Raw genomic sequence first — 20,117 nt, 5'->3', positions numbered from 1 at the left:
GCGGCTTCTTGCGTTTTGGGCCTGTGCTGGTAACAGGGTCCCAACGGAATTGGAGGGTCGGATGGACGATCTGAGAGACAAGTATCTGGGCGCGATCTCGGGCGCCGGTGATGAAAACGCGCTAGAGGACATCCGTCTGCAGGCCGTTGGCAAAAAGGGCGAGGTCGCCCTGAAAATGCGCGAGCTGGGCAAGATGACCCCCGAAGAGCGGCAGGTCATGGGCCCCAAGCTGAACGCGCTGAAGGACGAGATCAACAGCGCCCTGGCCGCCAAGAAATCCGCGCTGGCCGATGCCGCGCTGGACGAGCGTCTGAAAACCGAATGGCTGGACGTCACGCTGCCGGTTCGTCCGCAGCGTCAGGGGACCATCCACCCGGTCAGCCAGGTCACCGAGGAAGTCACCGCGATCTTTGCCGACATGGGCTTCAGCGTGGCCGAAGGGCCCCGCGTGGAGACCGATTGGTATAACTTCGACGCGCTGAACATCCCCGGCCACCACCCCGCGCGCGCCGAAATGGACACGTTCTATATGCACCGCGCCGAGGGCGATGACCGTCCCCCTCACGTGCTGCGCACCCATACCAGCCCCGTGCAGATCCGCTCGATGGAGAAACACGGCGCGCCGATCCGCATCATCTGTCCGGGCGGTGTGTATCGCTGCGACTATGACCAGACCCACACGCCCATGTTCCACCAGGTCGAAGGTCTGGCGCTGGACAAGAACATCTCGATGGCGAACCTGAAATGGGTGCTCGAGGAATTCTTCTCGGCCTTTTTCGGCACGGATGTGAAAACCCGCTTCCGCGCCTCGCACTTCCCCTTCACCGAACCCTCGGCCGAGGTCGATATCCAGTGCCGCTGGGACAATGGCTCGGTCAAGGTGGGTGAGGGCGATGACTGGCTCGAGGTTCTGGGCTCGGGCATGGTGCACCCCAAGGTGCTGGCCGCCGGTGGCATCGACCCCGAGGAATACCAGGGCTTTGCCTTCGGTATCGGGATCGACCGTCTGGCCATGCTGAAATACGGCATCCCCGACCTGCGGGCCTTCTTTGACAGCGACCTGCGCTGGCTGCGCCACTACGGCTTTGCCTCGCTGGATCAACCCACCCTGCACGGGGGCCTGTCGCGGTGAAACGGGATTTGGATCGGATTAGAGAGATCTTATTAGCTTGCGAAAGCTCGACAGAAACATCTTTTCCATTCGAGAAGGGCGTATCAAAATCGGATCAGTATCAGCTTAACAAACTAGCTGAAGCCGGTCTGATTACGATTGACGACCCGAGTAATGGCACTTTTAGGCCAAATTCATTTTCTCAACCCGGAGCAGCACGCTTCTTGGCCCCGAAAACCTTCGAGCTGACGTGGTTAGGTCACGACTATCTCGACGCAGTCCGCGACGAAGGAATTTGGCACAAGACGAAGAAAGCAGTGTCTGAAACCGGTGGAAGCGCAACGCTGGAAATCGTGAAAGCCCTCGCTCTCGGCTTCGTAAAAAAGAAAATTGCCCAACACACGGGGATCGAAATATGAAATTCACCCTCTCCTGGCTGAAAGAGCACCTCGAGACCGAGGCCACTCTGGATGAAATCCTCTATGCCCTGACCGATCTGGGCCTTGAGGTCGAAGAGGTCATCGACCCGGCCTCGAAACTGGCCAATTTCACGCTGGCCAAGGTCAAACACGCCGAGCAGCACCCCGATGCCGACCGTCTGCGCGTCTGCAAGGTGGACACGGATGACGGCGAAAAGCAGATCGTCTGCGGCGCGCCCAACGCCCGTGAAGGCATCACCGTGGTGCTGTGTAAACCCGGCGACTACGTCCCCGGTATTGATGTCACGCTGAGCGTCGGCAACATCCGCGGCGTCGAAAGCCACGGCATGATGGCCTCCGAGCGCGAGCTGGAGCTGTCGGACGAACATAACGGCATTATCGAGCTGCCCTCGGGCGAGGTCGGTCAGAAATTCGTGGATTGGCTAGCCGAAAACGACCCGTCCAAGGTGGACCCGGTGATCGACATCGCCATCACCCCGAACCGCCCCGATGCGCTGGGCGTGCGCGGTATTGCGCTGGATCTGGCGGCGCGTGGCCTGGGCGAGATGAAGCCCGCCAAGACGGCCACGATTGAGGGCAGCTTTGCCAGCCCGATCACCGTCACCATTGACGAAGACACCGCCGAAAACGGCTGCGAGGTTTTTGCCGGTCGCTTGATCAAAGGCGTGAAAAACGGCCCCAGCCCGCAATGGCTGCAGGATCGCCTGACGGCAATTGGCCTGCGTCCGATCTCGGCTTTGGTGGATGTGACCAACTTCTTCACCTATGACCGCAACCGCCCGCTGCACGTGTTCGACGCGGACAAGGTCGAGGGCAACCTGCGCGTCCACCGCACTAAGGGCGGCGAGACGATGATGGGTCTGGACGAGAAAGAATACACCTTCGGCGAAGGCCAGGTTGTGATCTCGGATGACAATGGTGTGGAATCCATCGCCGGCGTCATGGGCGGGCTGCATTCGGGCTGTACCGAAGGCACCGTGAACGTGTTCGTCGAGGCCGCCTATTGGGATCGCATCCAGATCGCAATGACCGGCCGCGCGCTGAAAATCAACACCGATGCGCGCTATCGCAACGAGCGCGGGATCGACCCCGAATACAACATGCAGGCGCTGGACGACGCGACCCAGATGATCCTGGATCTGTGTGGTGGCGAGGCCTCGGACGTGGTGGTTGCCGGTGCTGTGCCGGATGTCAGCCGCGCCTATAAACTGGACGCGGCGCGCATTCAGTCGCTGGTGGGCATGGAAATCCCCGAGGCCGAGCAGCGTCAGATCCTGACCAAGCTGGGCTTCCGTCTGGAGGGTAATCAGGCTCACGTGCCCAGCTGGCGCCCCGACGTGATGGGCGAGGCCGATCTGGTCGAAGAGGTCGCGCGTGTCGTGTCGCTGACCAAGCTGCAAAGCCAGCCTTTGCCGCGCATTGACGCGGGCGTGCCCGAAATGATCCTGTCCACCGCGCAAAAACGCGAACAGATCGCCCGCCGGACCTCGGCCGCGCTGGGGTATAATGAATGCGTCACCTACTCGTTCATTGATCAGAAATCGGCGGCGCTGTTTGGCGGTGGCACTGATGAAACCATGCTGGAAAACCCGATCTCTAGCGAGATGAGCCACTTGCGCCCGGCGTTGCTGCCCGGTCTGTTGCAGGCCGCAGCCCGCAACCAGGCGCGCGGTTTCATGGATATGGCCCTGTTCGAGGTTGGCCCTGCCTTCCACGGCGGCGAACCGCGTGAGCAGCACAATCTGGTGACCGGCCTGTTGGTTGGCCGGACCGGGCCCAAGGATGTGCATGGTGCCTCGCGCCCTGTGGATGTGTTCGACGCCAAGGCTGATGCCGAGGCCGTTCTGTCCGCCATCGGCGCCCCCGCCAAGGTGCAGATCCTGCGCGGTGTGCAGGGCTGGTGGCATCCGGGGCGCTCGGGCAAGATCTGTCTGGGGCCGAAAAAGGTGCTGGCGGTCTTTGGCGAGCTGCATCCCAAAGTTCTGGCTGAAATGGGCGTCAAAGGCCCTGCGGTTGCCTTCACGCTCTGGTCCGACGAGGTGCCCCAGCCGAAGAAGAAAACCTCGACCCGACCGGCGATGGAGATCAGCGATCTGCAAGCTGTCGAGCGTGACTTTGCCTTTGTGGTGGATGACACCGTCGAGGCGCTGAACCTGGTGAATGCTGCCGCTGGGGCTGATAAGGCTCTGATCGATGAGGTCCGCGTGTTTGACCAGTTCATCGGTGGCTCGCTGGGCGAGGGTAAGAAGTCCATCGCCATCACCGTGCGCCTTCAGCCGACAGACAAAACGCTGAAAGAAAAAGACATCGAGGCCGTCGCGGCCAAGATTGTCGAGAAGGTCAGCAAAGCCACCGGTGGCGAACTGCGCGGCTGAGCTTGATTTCGTCTTCGGCGAGGATAATCTGAGAAAAGGGGCCGGTCTGGCCCCTTTTTGCTGAGGGAGGTCTGAGATGTTGGTATTGCGCAGGGCCGCGGCCGGGGATGTCAGCGGAATCATGGCCTGTATCAGTGCCGCCTACGCCAAGTATCGCGCCGCAGGGATCGATTTGCCCCCAGTTGCCGATGGCGTGGCCGAGGATGTGCGGGACAATCAGGTTTGGGTCGCGCTCGATGGCGGGAAACTGGCGGGTGTGTTGGTTGCCGTCGCGGGCGCAGATCATTGGCATCTGGCCAATCTCGCGGTTGATCCTGGCTTTGGCGGTCGTGGCGTGGCACGGCGGTTGCTGGCCTGTTTCGAGGACGGTGCGCGCCAGGCAGGCGTGCTGGATTTGGTCTTGACCACCCATATTGCCATGCCCGACAACGTTGCGATCTACGCGCATTTGGGCTGGTCAGAAACCGGGCGCGAGGGCAACAAGGTATTCATGGCACGTCGGTTGGACGCCACAGAGCAGGAGTAGGGACATGACACTGAACGTCTATCTGTCCGGGGAAATTCACACGGATTGGCGCGAGCAAATCATCGAGGGCTCGGCCGGGCTGGAGGTCGCCTTCAGCGCGCCCGTCACGGATCACGACGCCAGTGACGATTGCGGCGTGGCCATTCTGGGCGCCGAGCCGGACAAATTCTGGCATGACCACAAGGGCGCCAAGCTAAACGCCATTCGCACGCGGCGCTTGATCGAACAGGCCGATGTGGTGGTGGTGCGCTTTGGCGAAAAATACAAACAGTGGAATGCGGCCTTTGATGCGGGCTATGCCGCAGCTTTGGGCAAGTCCTTGATCGTGCTGCACGGCCCGGATCATCAGCACGCGCTGAAAGAGGTCGATGCTGCCGCATTGGCCGTTGCACAAGAACCGCGTCAGGTGGTCGAAATCCTGCGATATGTGCTGACAGCGGAGTTGCCGGGCTAAGGTTTGCGCAGCGTCATGCTAGGTGCTTTGCCAATCGTCACGATAGGTTTCGGGCGGGAGGTGGCACATGGAGTATGACTATGTGATCGTCGGGGGCGGATCGGCGGGGTCGGTTCTTGCCGCGCGACTGAGTGAGAATCCTAAGGTCTCGGTTTGCTTGATCGAAGCCGGCGGGGGTGGCAAAGACTTTCTGATCCGCGCGCCTGCCATGGTGGCTGCGATGGTGTCCGGGCGCCCAAAAATCAACAACTGGGCGTTCAAGACGACACCCCAGGCTGGCCTGAATGGGCGCCAGGGGTTTCAGCCGCGTGGAAAAGCATTGGGCGGGTCCAGCGCGATCAACGCGATGCTCTATGTGCGTGGCCACCCCAAGGACTATGACGAATGGGCCGATCTGGGCTGTGACGGATGGGACTGGGAAAGCGTCCTGCCCTATTTCAAGAAAGCTGAACGCAATGCCCGCGGGGGCGATGATCTGCACGGAGAATCGGGCCCGCTGAGCGTGTCGGATCAAAGCGAACCCCGTGCGATCTCGCATGCCTTCGTAGACGCCGCAGAGCAGGTGCAAATCCGTCGGAACGACGATTTCAACGGTCCAAGGCAAGAGGGTGCCGGGCTGTACCAGGTGACACAGTTCTCTGACGGTCCAAACAAAGGGGAAAGATGCTCGGCTGCGGCGGCCTATCTGTTCGGGGTCACGAACCGGCGCAACCTGACGGTTTTGACGCGTGCGCATACCCATCGAGTCCTGATCGAAGATAAACGCGCCATCGGCGTCGAAATTCGCCACAACCGGTTGATCCGAAAAATCAAAGCGCGTCGCGAAGTGATCCTGTCGGCGGGGGCGTTCGGCTCTCCTCAGCTGTTGTTATTGTCTGGAATCGGACCCGAGAACGAGCTGCGGCAGCACGGGATCGAGCCCGTCCATTCCTTGCCGGGGGTTGGGCACAACCTGCAAGACCACCTGGATTATGTGATCTCGTACAAATCTCCGCGCAAGGACGTGATTGGGCTGACGCCTGGCGGGCTGATGAAACTGGCCCAGGCAGGGTTGCGCTGGCGAAAGACCCGTACCGGCCTGTTTGCCACGCCCTTTGCAGAAGGTGGCGCCTTTCTGCGTTCAGATCCTCGGCTGGAACGGCCTGACCTGCAGCTGCATTTTGTAGTGGGGATCGTGGACGATCACATGCGGAAAATTCATCTCAGCCACGGTTTTTCCTGCCATGTCTGTGTGTTGCGGCCTCACTCGCGTGGTCAGGTCGGGCTGGCCTCGGGTGATCCAGCAAAAGCCCCACGGATTGACCCGGCGTTCTTGTCTGACACGCGTGACCTGGAGCTGTTGATGACGGGCGCGCGCCAGATGGAAACACTGCTTTCGGCACCTCCGCTGGCGCCTTGGCGCGGGAAACGGCTGTATCCGGTCGATGGCAGTGACGCCTCGCTCGAGTCCGATATTCGCAACCGGTCGGACACGATTTATCACCCGGTGGGCACCTGTAAGATGGGCACGGATGATATGGCCGTGACTGACGTGCAGGGGCGGGTCCACGGTGTTCAGAGCCTGCGGGTGGTCGATGCCTCGCTGATGCCGCGCTTGGTCGGTGGCAATACGAATGCCCCCACCATCATGATGGCCGAGAAAATCGCGGATGAAATGAGCGCGACCTGACCGATCATTGTCCGAAAGGCCATTCGGCGTCGGGTGCTCAAGGGAAAGAGGGGGCAAAGCCCCCTCAGACCACTCAGCCTTCGCGCGGGGGGATGTTCATCCCTTTTTGCACGGCCGGGCGTGCACGGAAACGTTCCAGATACGCGATGATGTTGGGGCGGCTGTCCCACTCGACCACGTCGCGCGCACCATAGAAATCAAGCGCGCCCAGCCAGCCGCCCAGGGCGATATCGGCGATCGAATACTCGCCGCAGATCCAATCCTGGCCGTCCAGTTGTTTTTCGATCACAGAGAGCAGGCGCTTGGCTTCGTTGATGTAACGTTCGCGCGGGCGGGGGTCTTCGATGTCTTTGCCAGCAAAGGCAAAGAAGAAACCAAGCTGTCCGAACATCGGGCCAACGCCGCCCATCTGGAACATCACCCATTGCAGCACCTCGTAGCGTTTGGCGGTGTCCGTGGGCAGCAGTTTGCCGCTTTTCTCGGCCAGATAGATCAGGATCGCACCGGATTCCCACAGGCCCATCGGTTGCCCGCCAGGGCCATCGGGGTCAACGATCGCGGGGATCTTGTTGTTGGGGTTCAGAGACAGAAATTCGGGCGATTTCACATCCGCATCGCCCAGAGTCACGCGGTGCGCCTCGTAGGGCAGGCCGATTTCTTCCAGCATGATCGACACCTTGATGCCGTTCGGCGTGGGGAAGGAATACAGCTGCAGGACTTCGGGGTTTTCAGCGGGCCAGCGTTTGGTGATCGGAAAATCTTCAGGAAAAGTCATGTCGTGCTCCTCAATTCGGGGTCTGAGGGGGAATTTAGCGGAATTTTCCCTATGCGACAGGGGGCAACTCTGTGGAATATTGCACCATCGGCTGTTGAGAAACGCGCGAACGCGTCTGCGGCTGTCTAAAAGAGGGAAGGGAACCCAATGCTACAGGAATTCAAAACGTTCATCGCCAAGGGCAATGTCATGGACATGGCGGTTGGTATCATCATCGGTGCGGCCTTTACCGCGATCGTGAAATCCATGGTCGCCGATCTGATCAACCCGATCATCGGGCTGTTCACCGGCGGTGTGGATTTTACCAACAACTACGCGATTCTGGGCGGCGACGTGCCCGAAGGCGCCAGCCTCGAGGCCGCGCGCGAGGCCGGGGCCTCGGTCTTTGCCTACGGCAGCTTTGTCATGGCTGTGATCAATTTCCTGATCATCGCCTTTGTCGTGTTCATGCTGGTGCGCAGCGTGAACAAGGTCAAAGAGGCCGCCGAAAAAGAAGAAGAAGCCGCCCCCGAGGCGCCCAAGGGTCCCAGCGAACTGGACGTTCTGCTGGAGATTCGGGACTCTTTGAAAAAGGGCTAATCCCAAAAAAGAACCCGGTTTCAGGGACTGCCTGAGACCGGGCCAAGGGAGGATGCACCAAAGGTGCAGGGATCAAGGTGACACCGCCCTGGGGCAGGCATCACCAAGGGTTCATTTCACCAGCAATTGAGGCGAGACCACATCCAATCCCAGTGCCTTGCCGACCGCAAAATAGGTCAGCTGGCCAGCATGGATGTTCAGCCCGTTCAGCAGGTGCGGATCGTCCGCGCAGGCCTGTTTCCAGCCTTTGTTCGCAAGCGCCATCAGGAACGGCATCGTCGCATTCCCCAACGCGATGGTCGAGGTGCGCGCAACAGCGCCCGGCATGTTGGCCACGCAGTAGTGCATGATGCCGTCCACCTCGAAGATCGGATCCTGGTGAGTGGTGGCTTTCGAGGTTTCAAAACAACCGCCTTGGTCAATGGCGACGTCCACGATGGCGGCGCCTGGCTTCATCGTGGACAGCTGGGCACGGCTGACAAGCTTGGGCGCGGCGGCGCCGGGGATCAGCACTGCGCCGATGACCATGTCTGCAGTGGTGAGCAATTCAGCGGTTGTCCCTTTCGAGGCATAGGCGGTCTTGAATTCGCCCCGAAAGGCATCATCCAGATAGCGCAGCCGGGGCAGGGACATGTCCAACACGCTGACATCTGCACCCATACCGGCGGCCACGCGGGCCGCATGGGTCCCAACGACACCACCGCCGATGACGACCACTTTGGCCGGGCTGACCCCGGGCACGCCACCCATCAGAACGCCCCGCCCGCCGTTGGCCTTTTGCAGGGTCCACGCCCCGACCTGCGGCGCCAGCTTGCCGGCGACCTCGGACATGGGGGCCAACAGGGGCAGGGTGCCATCCGCGGCCGTCACGGTTTCATAGGCAATCGCTGTGCAGCCCGAAGCCAGCAGGTCGTGGGTCTGATCCGGGTCTGGGGCCAGATGCAGATAGGTGAACAACAGCTGACCTTCGCGCAGCATCTTGCGCTCGACAGCCTGGGGTTCCTTGACCTTCACGATCATGTCGGCGGTGCCAAAGATTTCCTCGGCGGTGTCCAGAATGGTCGCGCCCGCCGCTGCGTATGTGCTGTCATCAAACCCGGCGCCCACCCCGGCCCCGGCCTGAATGAACACCTGATGGCCGTTTGCCGTGGCCTCTTGGGCGGCGTAGGGCGTCATGCCCACGCGGAATTCCTGAGGTTTGATCTCTGTTGGGCAACCGATTTTCATATCGGGTCCTCCCTGCCTTAGTTTTAAGCTTGCTGTCAGAATGTCGCAGGTTGAACGCAAGTGCTTTGAAAAGAGGGTCGTAATCCAGGGATATTTTGGGATAATCTGCGGCCAAATGGGAAATGGTTCGAAGGAACGTGCGCGAAAATGTCTTTGGATGATACGGATCGTCGCATCCTCAGGGTGCTGCAAAACAAAGGACGCATGTCCAATGCCGAGTTGAGCGAACAGGTGAACCTGTCGCCTTCGGCCTGTCACCGGCGGGTGCAGCGGCTCGAGCAAGAGGGCTATATCAAGGGCTACGTGGCCATGCTGGATGCCCGCAAGATGAACGTTCCAACGACAGTTTTTGTGGAAATCACTCTTCAGGGGCAGGCGGATGAAACGCTGGAGGCCTTTGAAAAGGCGGTTGCGCGGATCCCGGATGTTCTGGAATGCCATCTGATGGCGGGGACGGCGGACTATATCCTGAAGGTCGTTGCCGAAAACACCGAGGATTTCGCCCGCATTCACCGTCAACACCTGACCCGGCTGCCGGGGGTGGCGCAGATGCAATCCTCGTTCGCCTTGCGCACCGTGTTCAAAACCACGGCGCTGCCGGTCTGACAGTGCTTGCATCCGGTGGTTGAGGCGTGGCATCTCCGCAAACATGGTTAATGTCGCGATCACCTATTTTTCCGGCGCGGGGCACACGCGCAAACTGGCGGACACGATTGCGGTGGCGCTGGGCCAAGAGGATTGCGCCGCGCGTCTGATCGATGTCACCCGGATGGAGCCGCTGGACTGGCAGGCGCTCGAGGCTGCCGATGCGATTCTGTTTGGCGTTCCGACCTACATGGGCGGGCCCGCGGCCGAGTTCAAAGCCTTCATGGATGCCTCCAGCGACATCTGGGAGCGGCAGCTCTGGGCGGACAAACTGGCCGCTGGCTTTACCGTGGCCACTTTTCCGGCAGGGGACAAGCTGAGCACCTTGATGCAGCTGAGCCTGTTTGCCATGCAGCACGGCATGATCTGGGTCGGCCAGGATCAGATCGGGGCGCCCGTCGATCAGACCAAGCCTGGCATCAACCAGACAGGCAGCTGGATGGGCCTGTCCGCGACCACCGTGCGGGACAAGACCCAGTTGGTCAGCGCCGACGATCTGGAAACGGCCCGCCGTTTTGCCGGGCGTCTGGCGCGTGTGGTGCGACGTTGGTCGCTATAGACTGCGCCCAGATTTCCTGCCTAGTCTTCGCCAGACGCGACCCCGAGTTTGAGGAGATCGGAGGCCATCATGTCATACCATCACGCTGACAGGGTTCTGGAAGGGGCTCATTCTTCGCGCGCTGCGGCGACCTCGCGGTTGGCGGCCTCCTGGCGCCGCTCGGCGGTGACTTATGGATTGGACCCGCGCAACAAACGGGCGCCCGAGCGGGTGATGAACTCGGATGTCATTCAGCGCCGCGATGCCATGGGAGAGTTCCTTGAATTGGCGAACCCGCAGCTGGATCAACTGTTCCGGCTGGTCGGGATGGCGGGCTGCTGCGTGTTGCTGACCGATGCCGAAGGCGTGGTTCTGGAAGAACGCTACTCGGACGCGGACAGCGATATTTTTGACAGCTGGGGCCTGTGCAACGGCGCCATCTGGAGCGAACAGGCCGAGGGCACGAACGGAATCGGCACCTGTCTGGCCGAAAAGCGCCAGTTGGTTATTCACCGCGACGAACATTTCCACAGCCGCAACATCGCCATGAGCTGCATGGACGCGCCGATCTATGGCGCCAATGGAGAGGTGATCGCCGCCGTGGACGTGTCCTCGTGCCGCGCCGATCAGACCGAGGGCTATACCCGCCTGATTTCCAACGCCGTCGCCCAGACCGCCCGTCAGATCGAAACCGAGCATTTCCGCGCCGCTTATGCAGGCGCACGATTCATTGATGTCGCGGGCGATCGCCCGGACGAAGCGCGCCTGCTGGCCGTGGATCATGACGATCTGGTCATCGGCGCCACCCGCGCGGCGCGGCGCGATTTGGGGCTGGATGCGGACAGTTTCGCCAATCCGCGCCCCACATCGGACGTTTTGGGGCTGACCTCTGGCGCACCGCGTCACGAAACCGGGCTGGATCGGGCTGAACGCGCTGCCCTGCGCCGTGCCCTTGCCCGCTCGGGTGGGAATGCCAGTGCGGCCGCACGCGAACTGGGGATCGGGCGCGCCACGCTGTATCGCCGGATGAAGCGTCTGGGGCTGGATTAAGCCGCGCTTAAGAACTGTCTCGGGGTGTCTCACTCCTGAGACAGTTCACCCTCACCGACCGCTTTGACGGGGCTGTTTCACACTTCGAATCACGGAAAGCTTCCTCTCATCCGCCGGAAAACCGGCACCTGAGGAGGAGAATTCCAAATGAATGAAATGAGCAATCCCGCAGCCACCAAGTACGCCTCGCCCTTTAAAGAGCGCTACGACAACTTCATCGGCGGCAAGTTCGTTGCCCCTGTCGAAGGCAAGTACCTGGACAACATCACCCCGATCACCGGCCACAAGGTCTGTGAAGTGGCGCGTTCGGGCGCAGCGGATGTAGAGCTGGCGCTGGACGCCGCCCACGCCGCAAAAGACGCCTGGGGCAAAACCTCGGCCGCTGAACGTTCCAACATCCTGCTGAAGATCGCTGACCGCATCGAGGAAAACCTGGACCTGATCGCGACCGCAGAAACCTGGGACAACGGTAAGCCGATCCGTGAAACCACTGCCGCTGATATCCCGCTGTCGGTCGACCATTTCCGTTACTTCGCTGGCGTTCTGCGTGGCCAGGAAGGTAACATGTCCGAGATCGACCACGACACCGTGGCCTATCACTTCCACGAGCCGCTGGGCGTTGTCGGCCAGATCATCCCGTGGAACTTCTCGGTTCTGATGGCCGCCTGGAAATTGGCCCCTGCGCTGGCTGCCGGTAACTGCATCGTGCTGAAACCCGCCGAGCAGACCCCCGCAGCCATCATGGTGCTGATGGAGTGCATCGCCGACCTGCTGCCCGCCGGTGTTCTGAACATCGTCAACGGTTATGGCGCCGAGGTTGGTGCTCCGCTGGCGAAATCGCCCCGTATTGCCAAGATCGCCTTCACCGGTTCGACCGAAACCGGCCGCATGATCATGCAATACGCTACCGAGAACCTGATCCCGGTCACGCTGGAACTGGGCGGCAAATCGCCGAACATCTTCTTCTCGGACGTGATGGCTCAGGACGATGCGTTCCTGGACAAAGCGGTCGAAGGCTTCGTTCTGTTCGCCTTTAACCAGGGCGAGGTCTGCACCTGCCCCAGCCGCGCCCTGATCCAGGAAGACATCTACGAAGAGTTCATCGAGCGCTGCATCGCACGCGTCAAAGCCATCAAACAAGGCGACCCGCGTGAGCTGGAAACCATGGTCGGCGCCCAAGCCAGCCAGCAGCAGCACGACAAAATCATGTCCTACCTGCAAATCGGTGTTGAAGAAGGCGCCGAAGTTCTGGCCGGTGGCGACGCCGCCAAGTTCGAAGGTGACATCGCCGATGGCTTCTATGTTCAGCCCACCATCCTGAAGGGCCACAACAAGATGCGCGTCTTCCAGGAAGAAATCTTTGGCCCGGTCGTCTCGGTGACCACCTTCAAAACCGAAGAAGAAGCCCTGCAAATCGCCAACGACACCATGTACGGCCTGGGCGCCGGCGTCTGGACCCGCGACGGCACCCGTGCCTATCGCTTTGGCCGTGATATCGAAGCTGGTCGTGTCTGGATCAACAACTACCACGCCTACCCGGCCCACGCGGCCTTTGGTGGTTACAAACAGTCGGGCATCGGTCGCGAGACCCACAAGATGATGCTGGACCACTATCAGCAGACCAAGAACATGCTGGTCAGCTACAACCCCAACAAGCTGGGCTTCTTCTAAGTCACAGCCTCCGGGTTTGGGGCGATCTCCAATCCGCCCCGCTCTTCCCCGGCCTGTCCGGCGCTGTCCGCTCCTCCTCTTTCCCGCGGCAGCCCGATCAGGTCGGGGTCTTTTCAAAACCAAAACGCGCGCCGGTCCCCGCCAGCGCGCGTTTTCCATTTTGCGCAGTCTTCTGCTTTTTCTTGGCTCAAATACCCAAATCCCGACAGCGCGTCGAAACGGATCCCCAGAAAAAGACAAACCCCCGGGCCAGGCACGGGGGTCTTCTTTGCATTCAAGCTGTGAGGAGATCCTAGAGCAGACCCTCGCGCTGAGCTTTCTTGCGTGCCAGTTTACGGGCACGGCGGACGGCTTCAGCTTTCTCGCGCGCTTTTTTGACGGACGGTTTCTCGAAATGTTGCTTAAGCTTCATTTCACGGAACACGCCTTCACGCTGCAGCTTTTTCTTCAGGGCACGAAGGGCCTGATCGACGTTGTTGTCGCGAACGCTAACCTGCATGTGGTTTTCACCACCTTTCTAAGTTGAGTTGCAATGAATTGCAGGAGGTGGCCATATAGCAAAGGCCGCCCTATTTGTCTAGGGTGTCCCAAAGCCCGAAAAGGAGCCCGCCATGACCGCCCCGGATCTCAAGGAAACGCTGTTGGATGCGGCGCTGATTCACGTCGCTTTTGATGGGTGGTCTGCCCAGACCTTTGAGTTTGCGGTCGCAGATGCGGGTGTCGATCCGGTGCTGGCACGGGCCATCTGCCCGCGCGGTGCCGTAGATCTGGCCGTGGCCTATCATCAGCGCGGGGATCAGCTGATGATCGAACGATATAAGGCGCTGGACAGCGATCAGATGCGCTATAGCGAAAAGGTGGCCGCTCTGGTGCGCTGCCGGATCGATGCTGCTGACGATAAAGAGGCGGTGCGCCGTGGCTCGACCCTGTTCGCGCTGCCGCAGCACACAGCCGAGGGCGCGCGGCTGATCTGGAACACCTGCGATCTGATCTGGAACACACTGGGTGACAGCTCGGACGATGTGAATTGGTACACCAAACGGGCGACGCTCAGCGGGGTTTATGGCTCGACCGTGTTGTTCTGGCTGGGCGACAATTCGCTGGACCATCAGGCCACCTGGGCGTTTCTGGATCGTCGCATTGACGACGTGATGCGGTTTGAAAAGTTCAAAGCCGGTGTCCGCAAGAACAAGGCGCTTAGCGCGCTTCTGGCCGGCCCCATGGCTGTGCTGTCGCAGGTCAAACCGCCCGCCAGCGCGCGCGCGGACTTGCCCGGCCATATCAACAACGAACCCTGAGGAGAACGCGATGAGCGAGATGATGCGGGCGGTAGAGATCACCGAACCGGGCGGACCGGATGTCCTGAAACTGTGCGAACGCCCTGTGCCCCAGCCCGCCGCCGGGCAGGTGGTGATCAAGGTGGCCTATGCGGGCGTGAACCGCCCCGACGCGCTGCAACGCGCGGGGTCCTACGCGCCGCCGCCCACCGCCAGCGATCTGCCGGGGCTCGAGGCCTCGGGCGAGATCGTGGCGATCGGTGCTGGCGTCAGCGGCAGGTCCGTGGGCGATCAGGTCTGCGCCTTGTTGCCGGGCGGAGGCTATGCCGAATACGTAGCCACCCCCGCCGCGCATTGCCTGCCGGTGCCGCAAGGCATGGGCATGAAAGAAGCCGCCTGCCTGCCTGAAACATACTTTACCGTATGGTCGAACGTATTCCAGCGCGGTGGCCTGAAAGCGGGCGAGCGGTTCCTGATTCATGGCGGTTCCTCGGGGATCGGGACCACCGCGATCCAGTTGGCCCGCGAATTCGGCGCGCGGGTCTTTGTGACGGTTGGCAATCAAGACAAGGCCGCCGCCTGTGCCGCCCTGGGGGCCGAGCGCACGATCATCTATAATGACGAGGATTTCGTCGACGTTTTGCGCGCCGAAGGTGGTGCGAACCTGATCCTGGACATGGTGGGAGGCCTGTACATCCCGCGCAACATCCGTGCGCTGGCTGATGACGGGCGCCTGGTGCAAATTGCGTTCCTGCAAGGTCCCAAGGTTGAATTGAACTTTGCCCAAGTCATGACACGCCGCTTGACGGTCACCGGATCAACTCTGCGCCCGCAAAGCGACCTGGCCAAGGCCAATATCGCCGACAGCCTGCGCGATCAGGTCTGGCCATTGTTGAACGCCGGTAAAATCGGGCCGGTTATGGACAGCGAATTTGATTTGGCAGATGCGGCCAAAGCTCATGCGCGAATGGAAAGCAGTGGGCATATTGGCAAGATCGTTCTGCGGGTTTGACCCGTAATTCCGGGTGGGGGCTCTGTTGGCCTCGGGTATGAGAGCGCTTGTTGCGACCGTATAAGGCGGGAGTTGAAGGCAAAAGTGCTGTTCGCCTGAATGACCTCAGGTGAGTCGCATGTATTGGCCCGGGTTCATTCCTATCCGTTCAGGAATTAACCAATTGGTCACAATCTTGAGTAAATATCACGGCCTCAGGGGCGCATCTGAGGTCGTCTATTCCGCAAATACAGCATAAATTCAATGCGATAGCTTGTAATTGCTAATTGTTCTGGACTAATTGCCTTTGTGCATTTTTGGAAGGGAGCAAGAAAATGGCAGAAGTGAATATGATTGCTGCGGCCGAGTTGGCCGAAATGTCCTTGCCTGATCTGAAGGCATTGCAGAAGAAAGTCAGCAAGGCGATCGAGACGTATCAGGATCGTCAGCGGAAGGCGGCTTTGGCCGAACTGGAAGCGAAAGCCAAGGAATTGGGTTTCAATCTGGCTGAACTGACAGGCCAATCGGCCAAAGGCGCGAAAGTCAAAGGTGTGCCCAAATACGCAGACCCTTCTGACGCCAGCAAAACCTGGACCGGAAAAGGACGTCGTCCCGACTGGTTTATTGCTGCGCTGGACGCGGGAAAAACACCCGAAGATATGGCCGTCTAATTCAGGCGAATTAAGTGGTATTACCGGACGGGTGCAAATACAGCATCCGTCCGTTTGCAATCCTGAACCACGTCGCGCCCGCAAGGCACCGGGTCCAGGGTTTTTGACAGGCATAGACGGGCTTCTTGGATGTGGCCATCGCGACAGGTGATCGTCAGCATGTCGGGTTCCCAGCTTGGGTTTTCCTTCAGAAATGCTTCTTCGATCAGCGACGCTGGCAGCGTGACCGACTTGGTCAGCTTGCGAAAGATCTGAGGGCGATTGACCAGATCAAACGCCTGACGAGACAGCGCGTAATACTGGCTGGCGCTGAGCCCCGAGCATGTTCCGTGTTTCTTCCACTGATACCAGGCCAGGCCCGCACTGCCCATGATGTCCTCCATCTCGCGGGTCATACGTCGGGTGGGGTGCGGCTCGATCGTTGGGCAAAAGGACGGCCAGCCGCGATGATATTGCGGCCACAACCCGTGCAGAACCCAGCCATACGCGTGCCGGTCATCACATTGAGGGGAGTTGCGCGCGTCGCCCTCGAGCACGCACCAATTCGGTGACCAGCTGAGCGCCAACACATAATAATCGAACGCGCCGGCTTTCTCTCCGTCCGCGCGAATGGGGGTGGCGACGCACAGCGCAAAAAGCAGGGCCAAACCGACAAATCTCATTCACTCTTCCCTTCCTTGGCAAAGGCCACTATATAGGCCCCAAGTTCCCCTACAATGGAAACCCGCCTGAACGAGGGCCGCCTGTTTTCAGGCAACGGGGAAGATTTGCGTCAAGGAGAGATGACATGGCCAAACCGATTATGGCGAAAGCAACCGCCGTTTGGCTGATCGACAACACCACGATCAGCTTCAAGCAGATTGCCGATTTTGTCGGGATGCACGAGCTGGAAATCCAGGGCATCGCCGATGGCGACGTGGCCCCCGGCGTCAAAGGCTTTGACCCGGTCGCGAACAACCAGTTGACCGACGAAGAGATCGCCTCGGCTGAAAAGAACCCGCTGCACAAGCTGAAGCTGAAGTTCAACGCCGCCGCTCAGGGTGAAGAAAAGCGCCGTGGCCCGCGCTATACGCCTCTGTCGAAACGTCAGGACCGTCCGAACTCGATCCTGTGGCTGGTGAAGTTCCACCCCGAGCTGACCGATGGCCAGATTGCCAAGCTGGTGGGCACCACCAAGCCGACCATCCAGTCGATCCGCGAGCGGACCCATTGGAACATCGCCAACATGCAGCCGATCGATCCGGTAGCCCTGGGCCTGTGTAAACAATCCGAGCTGGACGCCGCCGTACAGAAGGCTGCTGCCAAGAAAGCCGCCGAGGGCCAGGCCATGTCGGACGACGAGCGCCGCAAACTGCTGTCGACCGAACAAAGCCTGACCATGGAGGCCGAGCCCAAGATCCCGACTGCGATCGAGGGTCTGGAGACCTTCAGCCTGAAGGACGACGAGGAAGAAGAGAAAAAGGACGAAGAGTTCCTGGACGCCGACAGCTTCTTCAACCTGCCCAGCGGCTCGGACGACGAACAGCCCTGATTGGGGACCAATGCATGCGGAAAGGCCCGGGCGGATCGCTCGGGCCTTTTGCGTTGTGCGGGTGGACAGGCTGGCGCAATGGGTATTTTTGCCAAGAAAAAGCTGAATGCGGGGATTATGGGGCGAGGGTAGGCTGTGACTGGCGCGCAACGCGAGAGGAGCTGCGAATTTGATCGAATTTCGATGCTAGGTGGGGAAATCTTCGATTTTTCAGGGCTTTGTCGCAGCTGGGCCTTGGTGCGCTTTGATCAGAAAATAAGTGCCAGAACCCTGGTGTAAATTCTGCGCCGCCTAGTGCAGTTTTTTCTTGATCGGTGAGGGGCTTGGCCCTAAATCCCGCCGTCACAGACGCCAACGCACGCGCCTCTGGCCGGGTCCGGTTTTGGACTTGTGTTTACGTAGCGACGGTAACGTCTCCGTTGGAAGTGAGCGGTCATAGATGGCCGGGTCTATTGGAGATGACCATGAACGCATACGTAACACCCTTTGCGGGCGGTGACGCCATTCGCACATGCGATGGGATCGAAGCCTTTATCCGTTCGATGAATTTTGACCGCCCGACGCTGGTGCTAGAACGCGCGGCCGTGGCGCGTCAGTTTCAAGCGCTCAAGGCGGGTTTGGGCCGCGCGGATATTCACTATGCCGTCAAAGCGAACCCGGCGCGTGAGGTGCTGGAGGTTCTGGTCGCCGAGGGCAGCCATTTCGATGCGGCCTCGCGGGCCGAGATTGAGCTGTGCCTGTCGCTGGGGGCTCAGCCCTCGGGGATTTCCTTTGGCAATACGATCAAGCGGCCCTCGGATATCGCGTTCGCACATCAGGTGGGGATCACCCTGTTTGCCGTGGATGCCGAAGAAGAGCTGGTCAAGATCGCGGAACATGCACCCGGGGCGCAGGTCTATGTCCGATTGTTGGTGGGCTCGACCGAGGCAGATTGGCCGCTGTCGCGCAAATTCGGCTGTGACGGGGATATGGCGTTGCAACTGATGGGCCGTGCGGTGGACCTGGGGTTGGACCCGGTGGGCCTGTCCTTCCATGTTGGCAGCCAGACCAAACGGGCCGAGATGTGGGTGGACACGCTGGATCAGGTTGCCGCAGTTTGGACGCAGGCGCGCGCGCAGGGGTTTGATCTGTCGCTGATCAATATTGGGGGCGGCTTTCCGGCCTTTTATGGCGAGGCGATCGAGCCGCCCTCGATCTACGCCGCCCGCGTGATGGAGATGGTCGAGGCGCGTTTTGACGGTGCTGAAACCGTGATGGCCGAGCCGGGGCGGGGCATGGTGGCCGAGGCTGGGATGATCGCCGCCGAGGTACTGCTGGTGTCGCGCAAATCCGAGGATGACCTGCTGCGCTGGGTCTATCTGGATATCGGCAAATTCTCGGGTCTGGCTGAAACCATGGACGAGGCGATCCGCTACCAGTTCATCACCGATCGCGATCACGAGGAAACCGGGCCTTGCGTTCTGGCCGGTCCCAGCTGTGACAGCGCGGATGTTCTGTATGAAAAGCGTCCGGTTCAGCTGCCTGTGGGATTGCGGGCCGGGGATCGGGTGATCATCCGCAATTGCGGGGCCTATACGTCGACATACGCCTCCGTAGGGTTTAACGGTTTCCCGCCGCTGGACGTGGTGGTGATCTAAAGCGGCTTGCGCGCATTCAGGGCGGCGGTGATCGTGCCGTCGTCCAGGTAATCCAGCTCGCCGCCGATAGGCACGCCTTGCGCCAGCGAGCTGAGCGTGACCAGCCCGTCCAGCTCGTCCGCGATGTAATGGGCCGTGGTCTGGCCGTCGACCGTGGCGTTCAGGGCCAGGATCACCTCGGAGATGTTTTCGGATTTCACGCGGTCCACCAGGCGGGGGATGCGCAATTCCTCGGGGCCGACGGAATCCAGAGCGGAGAGCGTGCCGCCCAGCACGTGATAGCGGCCCTTGAAAACGCCCGAGCGTTCCATTGCCCAGAGGTCGGCCACGTCCTCGACCACGCACAGAACGCCGGTCGCGCGGGCCTCTGAGGCGCAGATATCGCAGATGTCGCCAGTGCCGATATTGCCGCAGTTCAGGCATTCGCGCGCCGTGTCCGCCACGGCTTGCATCTGCGCGGCAAGCGGGGTCAGCAACAGCGCACGTTTGCGGATCAGGTGCAGCACCGCGCGCCGGGCCGAGCGCGGACCAAGCCCGGGGAGCTTGGCCATCGTCTCGATCAGGGCGTCAATGTCGCGGTTGCTGCTCATGCTTTAGAACGGCAGCTTCATATCTGCCGGCAGGCCCAGGCCTTCGGTCAGCTTGGACATTTCGGCCTGCGCCTTGTCGGCCGCCTTGGATTGCGCGTCCTTGATCGCAGCCAGGATCAGATCCTCGACCACCTCTTTTTCGTCGGGTTGGAAGATCGAAGGATCGATGTCCAGCGCCGTCAGTTCGGATTTCAGGGTGCAGGTCGCCTTGACCAGCCCCGCGCCGGATTCGCCGGTCACGGTCATCACGGCCATTTCCTCTTGCAGGGCGGTCATTTTCTCCTGCATTTCCTTGGCGGTTTTCATCATCTTGGCCATGTCGCCAAGGTTGCCTAGACCTTTCAGCATCTGCTGTCTCCT

The 20,117-nt window shown here is 60.5% G+C and carries 22 protein-coding genes; 16 read left to right on the top strand and 6 right to left on the bottom strand.

Annotated features, from left to right (window positions below; translation table 11 throughout):
- Positions 1-61 precede the first annotated feature (61 nt).
- From pheS to ACXADQ_RS04205, 6 genes are all read left to right on the top strand, one after another.
- The gene (pheS, locus tag ACXADQ_RS04230) at positions 62-1,132 is read left to right on the top strand and encodes a phenylalanine--tRNA ligase subunit alpha (protein ID WP_475315841.1); all 1,071 of its coding nucleotides are present in this window, start codon (positions 62-64) and stop codon (positions 1,130-1,132) included.
- Complete coding sequence (locus ACXADQ_RS04225; RefSeq protein WP_475315840.1) at positions 1,129-1,530, top strand: DUF2513 domain-containing protein; 402 nt, start codon at positions 1,129-1,131, stop codon at positions 1,528-1,530. The genes pheS and ACXADQ_RS04225 overlap by 4 nt, the downstream gene beginning before the upstream one ends.
- Positions 1,527-3,926, top strand: a complete 2,400-nt coding sequence (gene pheT / locus ACXADQ_RS04220; protein ID WP_475315839.1) for a phenylalanine--tRNA ligase subunit beta — start codon at positions 1,527-1,529, stop codon at positions 3,924-3,926. The genes ACXADQ_RS04225 and pheT overlap by 4 nt, the downstream gene beginning before the upstream one ends.
- A 76-nt stretch (positions 3,927-4,002) precedes the next feature.
- Positions 4,003-4,452, top strand: coding sequence for a GNAT family N-acetyltransferase (locus ACXADQ_RS04215; protein ID WP_475315838.1), 450 nt, complete (start codon positions 4,003-4,005; stop codon positions 4,450-4,452).
- 4 nt (positions 4,453-4,456) lie between these two features.
- On the top strand, positions 4,457-4,906 hold the full coding sequence (locus ACXADQ_RS04210; protein ID WP_475315837.1) for a YtoQ family protein: 450 nt from the start codon (positions 4,457-4,459) through the stop codon (positions 4,904-4,906).
- A 67-nt stretch (positions 4,907-4,973) separates the two neighbouring features.
- On the top strand, positions 4,974-6,575 hold the full coding sequence (locus ACXADQ_RS04205) for a GMC family oxidoreductase (protein WP_475315836.1): 1,602 nt from the start codon (positions 4,974-4,976) through the stop codon (positions 6,573-6,575).
- A 73-nt stretch (positions 6,576-6,648) separates the two neighbouring features.
- Here the strand turns inward: ACXADQ_RS04205 and ACXADQ_RS04200 are convergent, their stop codons facing one another.
- Complete coding sequence (locus ACXADQ_RS04200; protein WP_475315835.1) at positions 6,649-7,350, bottom strand: glutathione S-transferase family protein; 702 nt, start codon at positions 7,348-7,350, stop codon at positions 6,649-6,651.
- 147 nt (positions 7,351-7,497) lie between these two features.
- Between ACXADQ_RS04200 and mscL the strand changes: the two genes are divergently transcribed.
- Positions 7,498-7,929 (top strand): large conductance mechanosensitive channel protein MscL, encoded by a 432-nt coding sequence (gene mscL / locus ACXADQ_RS04195; RefSeq protein ID WP_475315834.1) that lies wholly within the window; start codon positions 7,498-7,500, stop codon positions 7,927-7,929.
- A gap of 111 nt (positions 7,930-8,040) precedes the next feature.
- Here the strand turns inward: mscL and ald are convergent, their stop codons facing one another.
- A complete protein-coding gene (gene ald / locus ACXADQ_RS04190) occupies positions 8,041-9,156 on the bottom strand; it encodes an alanine dehydrogenase (protein ID WP_475315833.1) in 1,116 nt (371 codons plus the stop codon).
- A 147-nt stretch (positions 9,157-9,303) separates the two neighbouring features.
- Between ald and ACXADQ_RS04185 the strand changes: the two genes are divergently transcribed.
- The 4 genes from ACXADQ_RS04185 (at position 9,304) to exaC (ending at position 13,060) form a co-directional block, all read left to right on the top strand.
- Positions 9,304-9,762, top strand: a complete 459-nt coding sequence (locus ACXADQ_RS04185; protein WP_475315832.1) for an Lrp/AsnC family transcriptional regulator — start codon at positions 9,304-9,306, stop codon at positions 9,760-9,762.
- A gap of 43 nt (positions 9,763-9,805) precedes the next feature.
- Entirely contained in the window at positions 9,806-10,360 is a 555-nt protein-coding gene (locus tag ACXADQ_RS04180) for a flavodoxin family protein (protein WP_475315831.1), read from the top strand.
- Positions 10,361-10,429: 69 nt separating this feature from the next.
- Entirely contained in the window at positions 10,430-11,389 is a 960-nt protein-coding gene (locus ACXADQ_RS04175) for a GAF domain-containing protein (RefSeq protein WP_475315830.1), read from the top strand.
- A 147-nt stretch (positions 11,390-11,536) separates the two neighbouring features.
- Positions 11,537-13,060: an acetaldehyde dehydrogenase ExaC gene (gene exaC / locus ACXADQ_RS04170; RefSeq protein ID WP_475315829.1), complete on the top strand. Its 1,524-nt coding sequence runs from the start codon at positions 11,537-11,539 to the stop codon at positions 13,058-13,060.
- 292 nt (positions 13,061-13,352) lie between these two features.
- Here exaC and rpsU read toward each other — a convergent pair whose 3' ends face one another.
- Positions 13,353-13,559: a 30S ribosomal protein S21 gene (gene rpsU, locus ACXADQ_RS04165; RefSeq protein ID WP_043871123.1), complete on the bottom strand. Its 207-nt coding sequence runs from the start codon at positions 13,557-13,559 to the stop codon at positions 13,353-13,355.
- 112 nt (positions 13,560-13,671) lie between these two features.
- On the opposite strand from rpsU, the gene ACXADQ_RS04160 reads away from it, so the two are divergent.
- From ACXADQ_RS04160 to ACXADQ_RS04150, 3 genes are all read left to right on the top strand, one after another.
- Positions 13,672-14,358 (top strand): COQ9 family protein, encoded by a 687-nt coding sequence (locus ACXADQ_RS04160; RefSeq protein ID WP_475315828.1) that lies wholly within the window; start codon positions 13,672-13,674, stop codon positions 14,356-14,358.
- A gap of 10 nt (positions 14,359-14,368) precedes the next feature.
- The gene (locus tag ACXADQ_RS04155; RefSeq protein WP_475315827.1) at positions 14,369-15,349 is read left to right on the top strand and encodes an NAD(P)H-quinone oxidoreductase; all 981 of its coding nucleotides are present in this window, start codon (positions 14,369-14,371) and stop codon (positions 15,347-15,349) included.
- Between the two features lie 314 nt (positions 15,350-15,663).
- A complete protein-coding gene (locus tag ACXADQ_RS04150) occupies positions 15,664-15,999 on the top strand; it encodes an H-NS histone family protein (RefSeq protein WP_475315826.1) in 336 nt (111 codons plus the stop codon).
- Between the two features lie 20 nt (positions 16,000-16,019).
- Here ACXADQ_RS04150 and ACXADQ_RS04145 read toward each other — a convergent pair whose 3' ends face one another.
- Complete coding sequence (locus ACXADQ_RS04145; RefSeq protein ID WP_475315825.1) at positions 16,020-16,661, bottom strand: ribonuclease T2 family protein; 642 nt, start codon at positions 16,659-16,661, stop codon at positions 16,020-16,022.
- A 125-nt stretch (positions 16,662-16,786) separates the two neighbouring features.
- Here ACXADQ_RS04145 and ACXADQ_RS04140 point away from each other — a divergent pair, with 125 nt between their 5' ends.
- Both ACXADQ_RS04140 and ACXADQ_RS04135 read left to right on the top strand, forming a co-directional pair.
- Positions 16,787-17,530 (top strand): DUF1013 domain-containing protein, encoded by a 744-nt coding sequence (locus ACXADQ_RS04140; RefSeq protein WP_475315824.1) that lies wholly within the window; start codon positions 16,787-16,789, stop codon positions 17,528-17,530.
- A 464-nt stretch (positions 17,531-17,994) separates the two neighbouring features.
- On the top strand, positions 17,995-19,167 hold the full coding sequence (locus ACXADQ_RS04135) for a type III PLP-dependent enzyme (protein ID WP_475315823.1): 1,173 nt from the start codon (positions 17,995-17,997) through the stop codon (positions 19,165-19,167).
- Here ACXADQ_RS04135 and recR read toward each other — a convergent pair.
- A complete protein-coding gene (gene recR, locus ACXADQ_RS04130; RefSeq protein ID WP_475315822.1) occupies positions 19,164-19,757 on the bottom strand; it encodes a recombination mediator RecR in 594 nt (197 codons plus the stop codon). The genes ACXADQ_RS04135 and recR overlap by 4 nt on opposite strands.
- Positions 19,758-19,760: 3 nt before the next feature.
- Positions 19,761-20,105, bottom strand: a complete 345-nt coding sequence (locus ACXADQ_RS04125) for a YbaB/EbfC family nucleoid-associated protein (protein WP_475315821.1) — start codon at positions 20,103-20,105, stop codon at positions 19,761-19,763.
- Positions 20,106-20,117 lie beyond the last annotated feature (12 nt).

The organism is Thalassovita sp. ABM4_323, from assembly GCF_056158665.1.
Note: the sequence above shows the minus strand (reverse complement) of the source record. Positions and strands in the feature narration are given on the sequence as shown.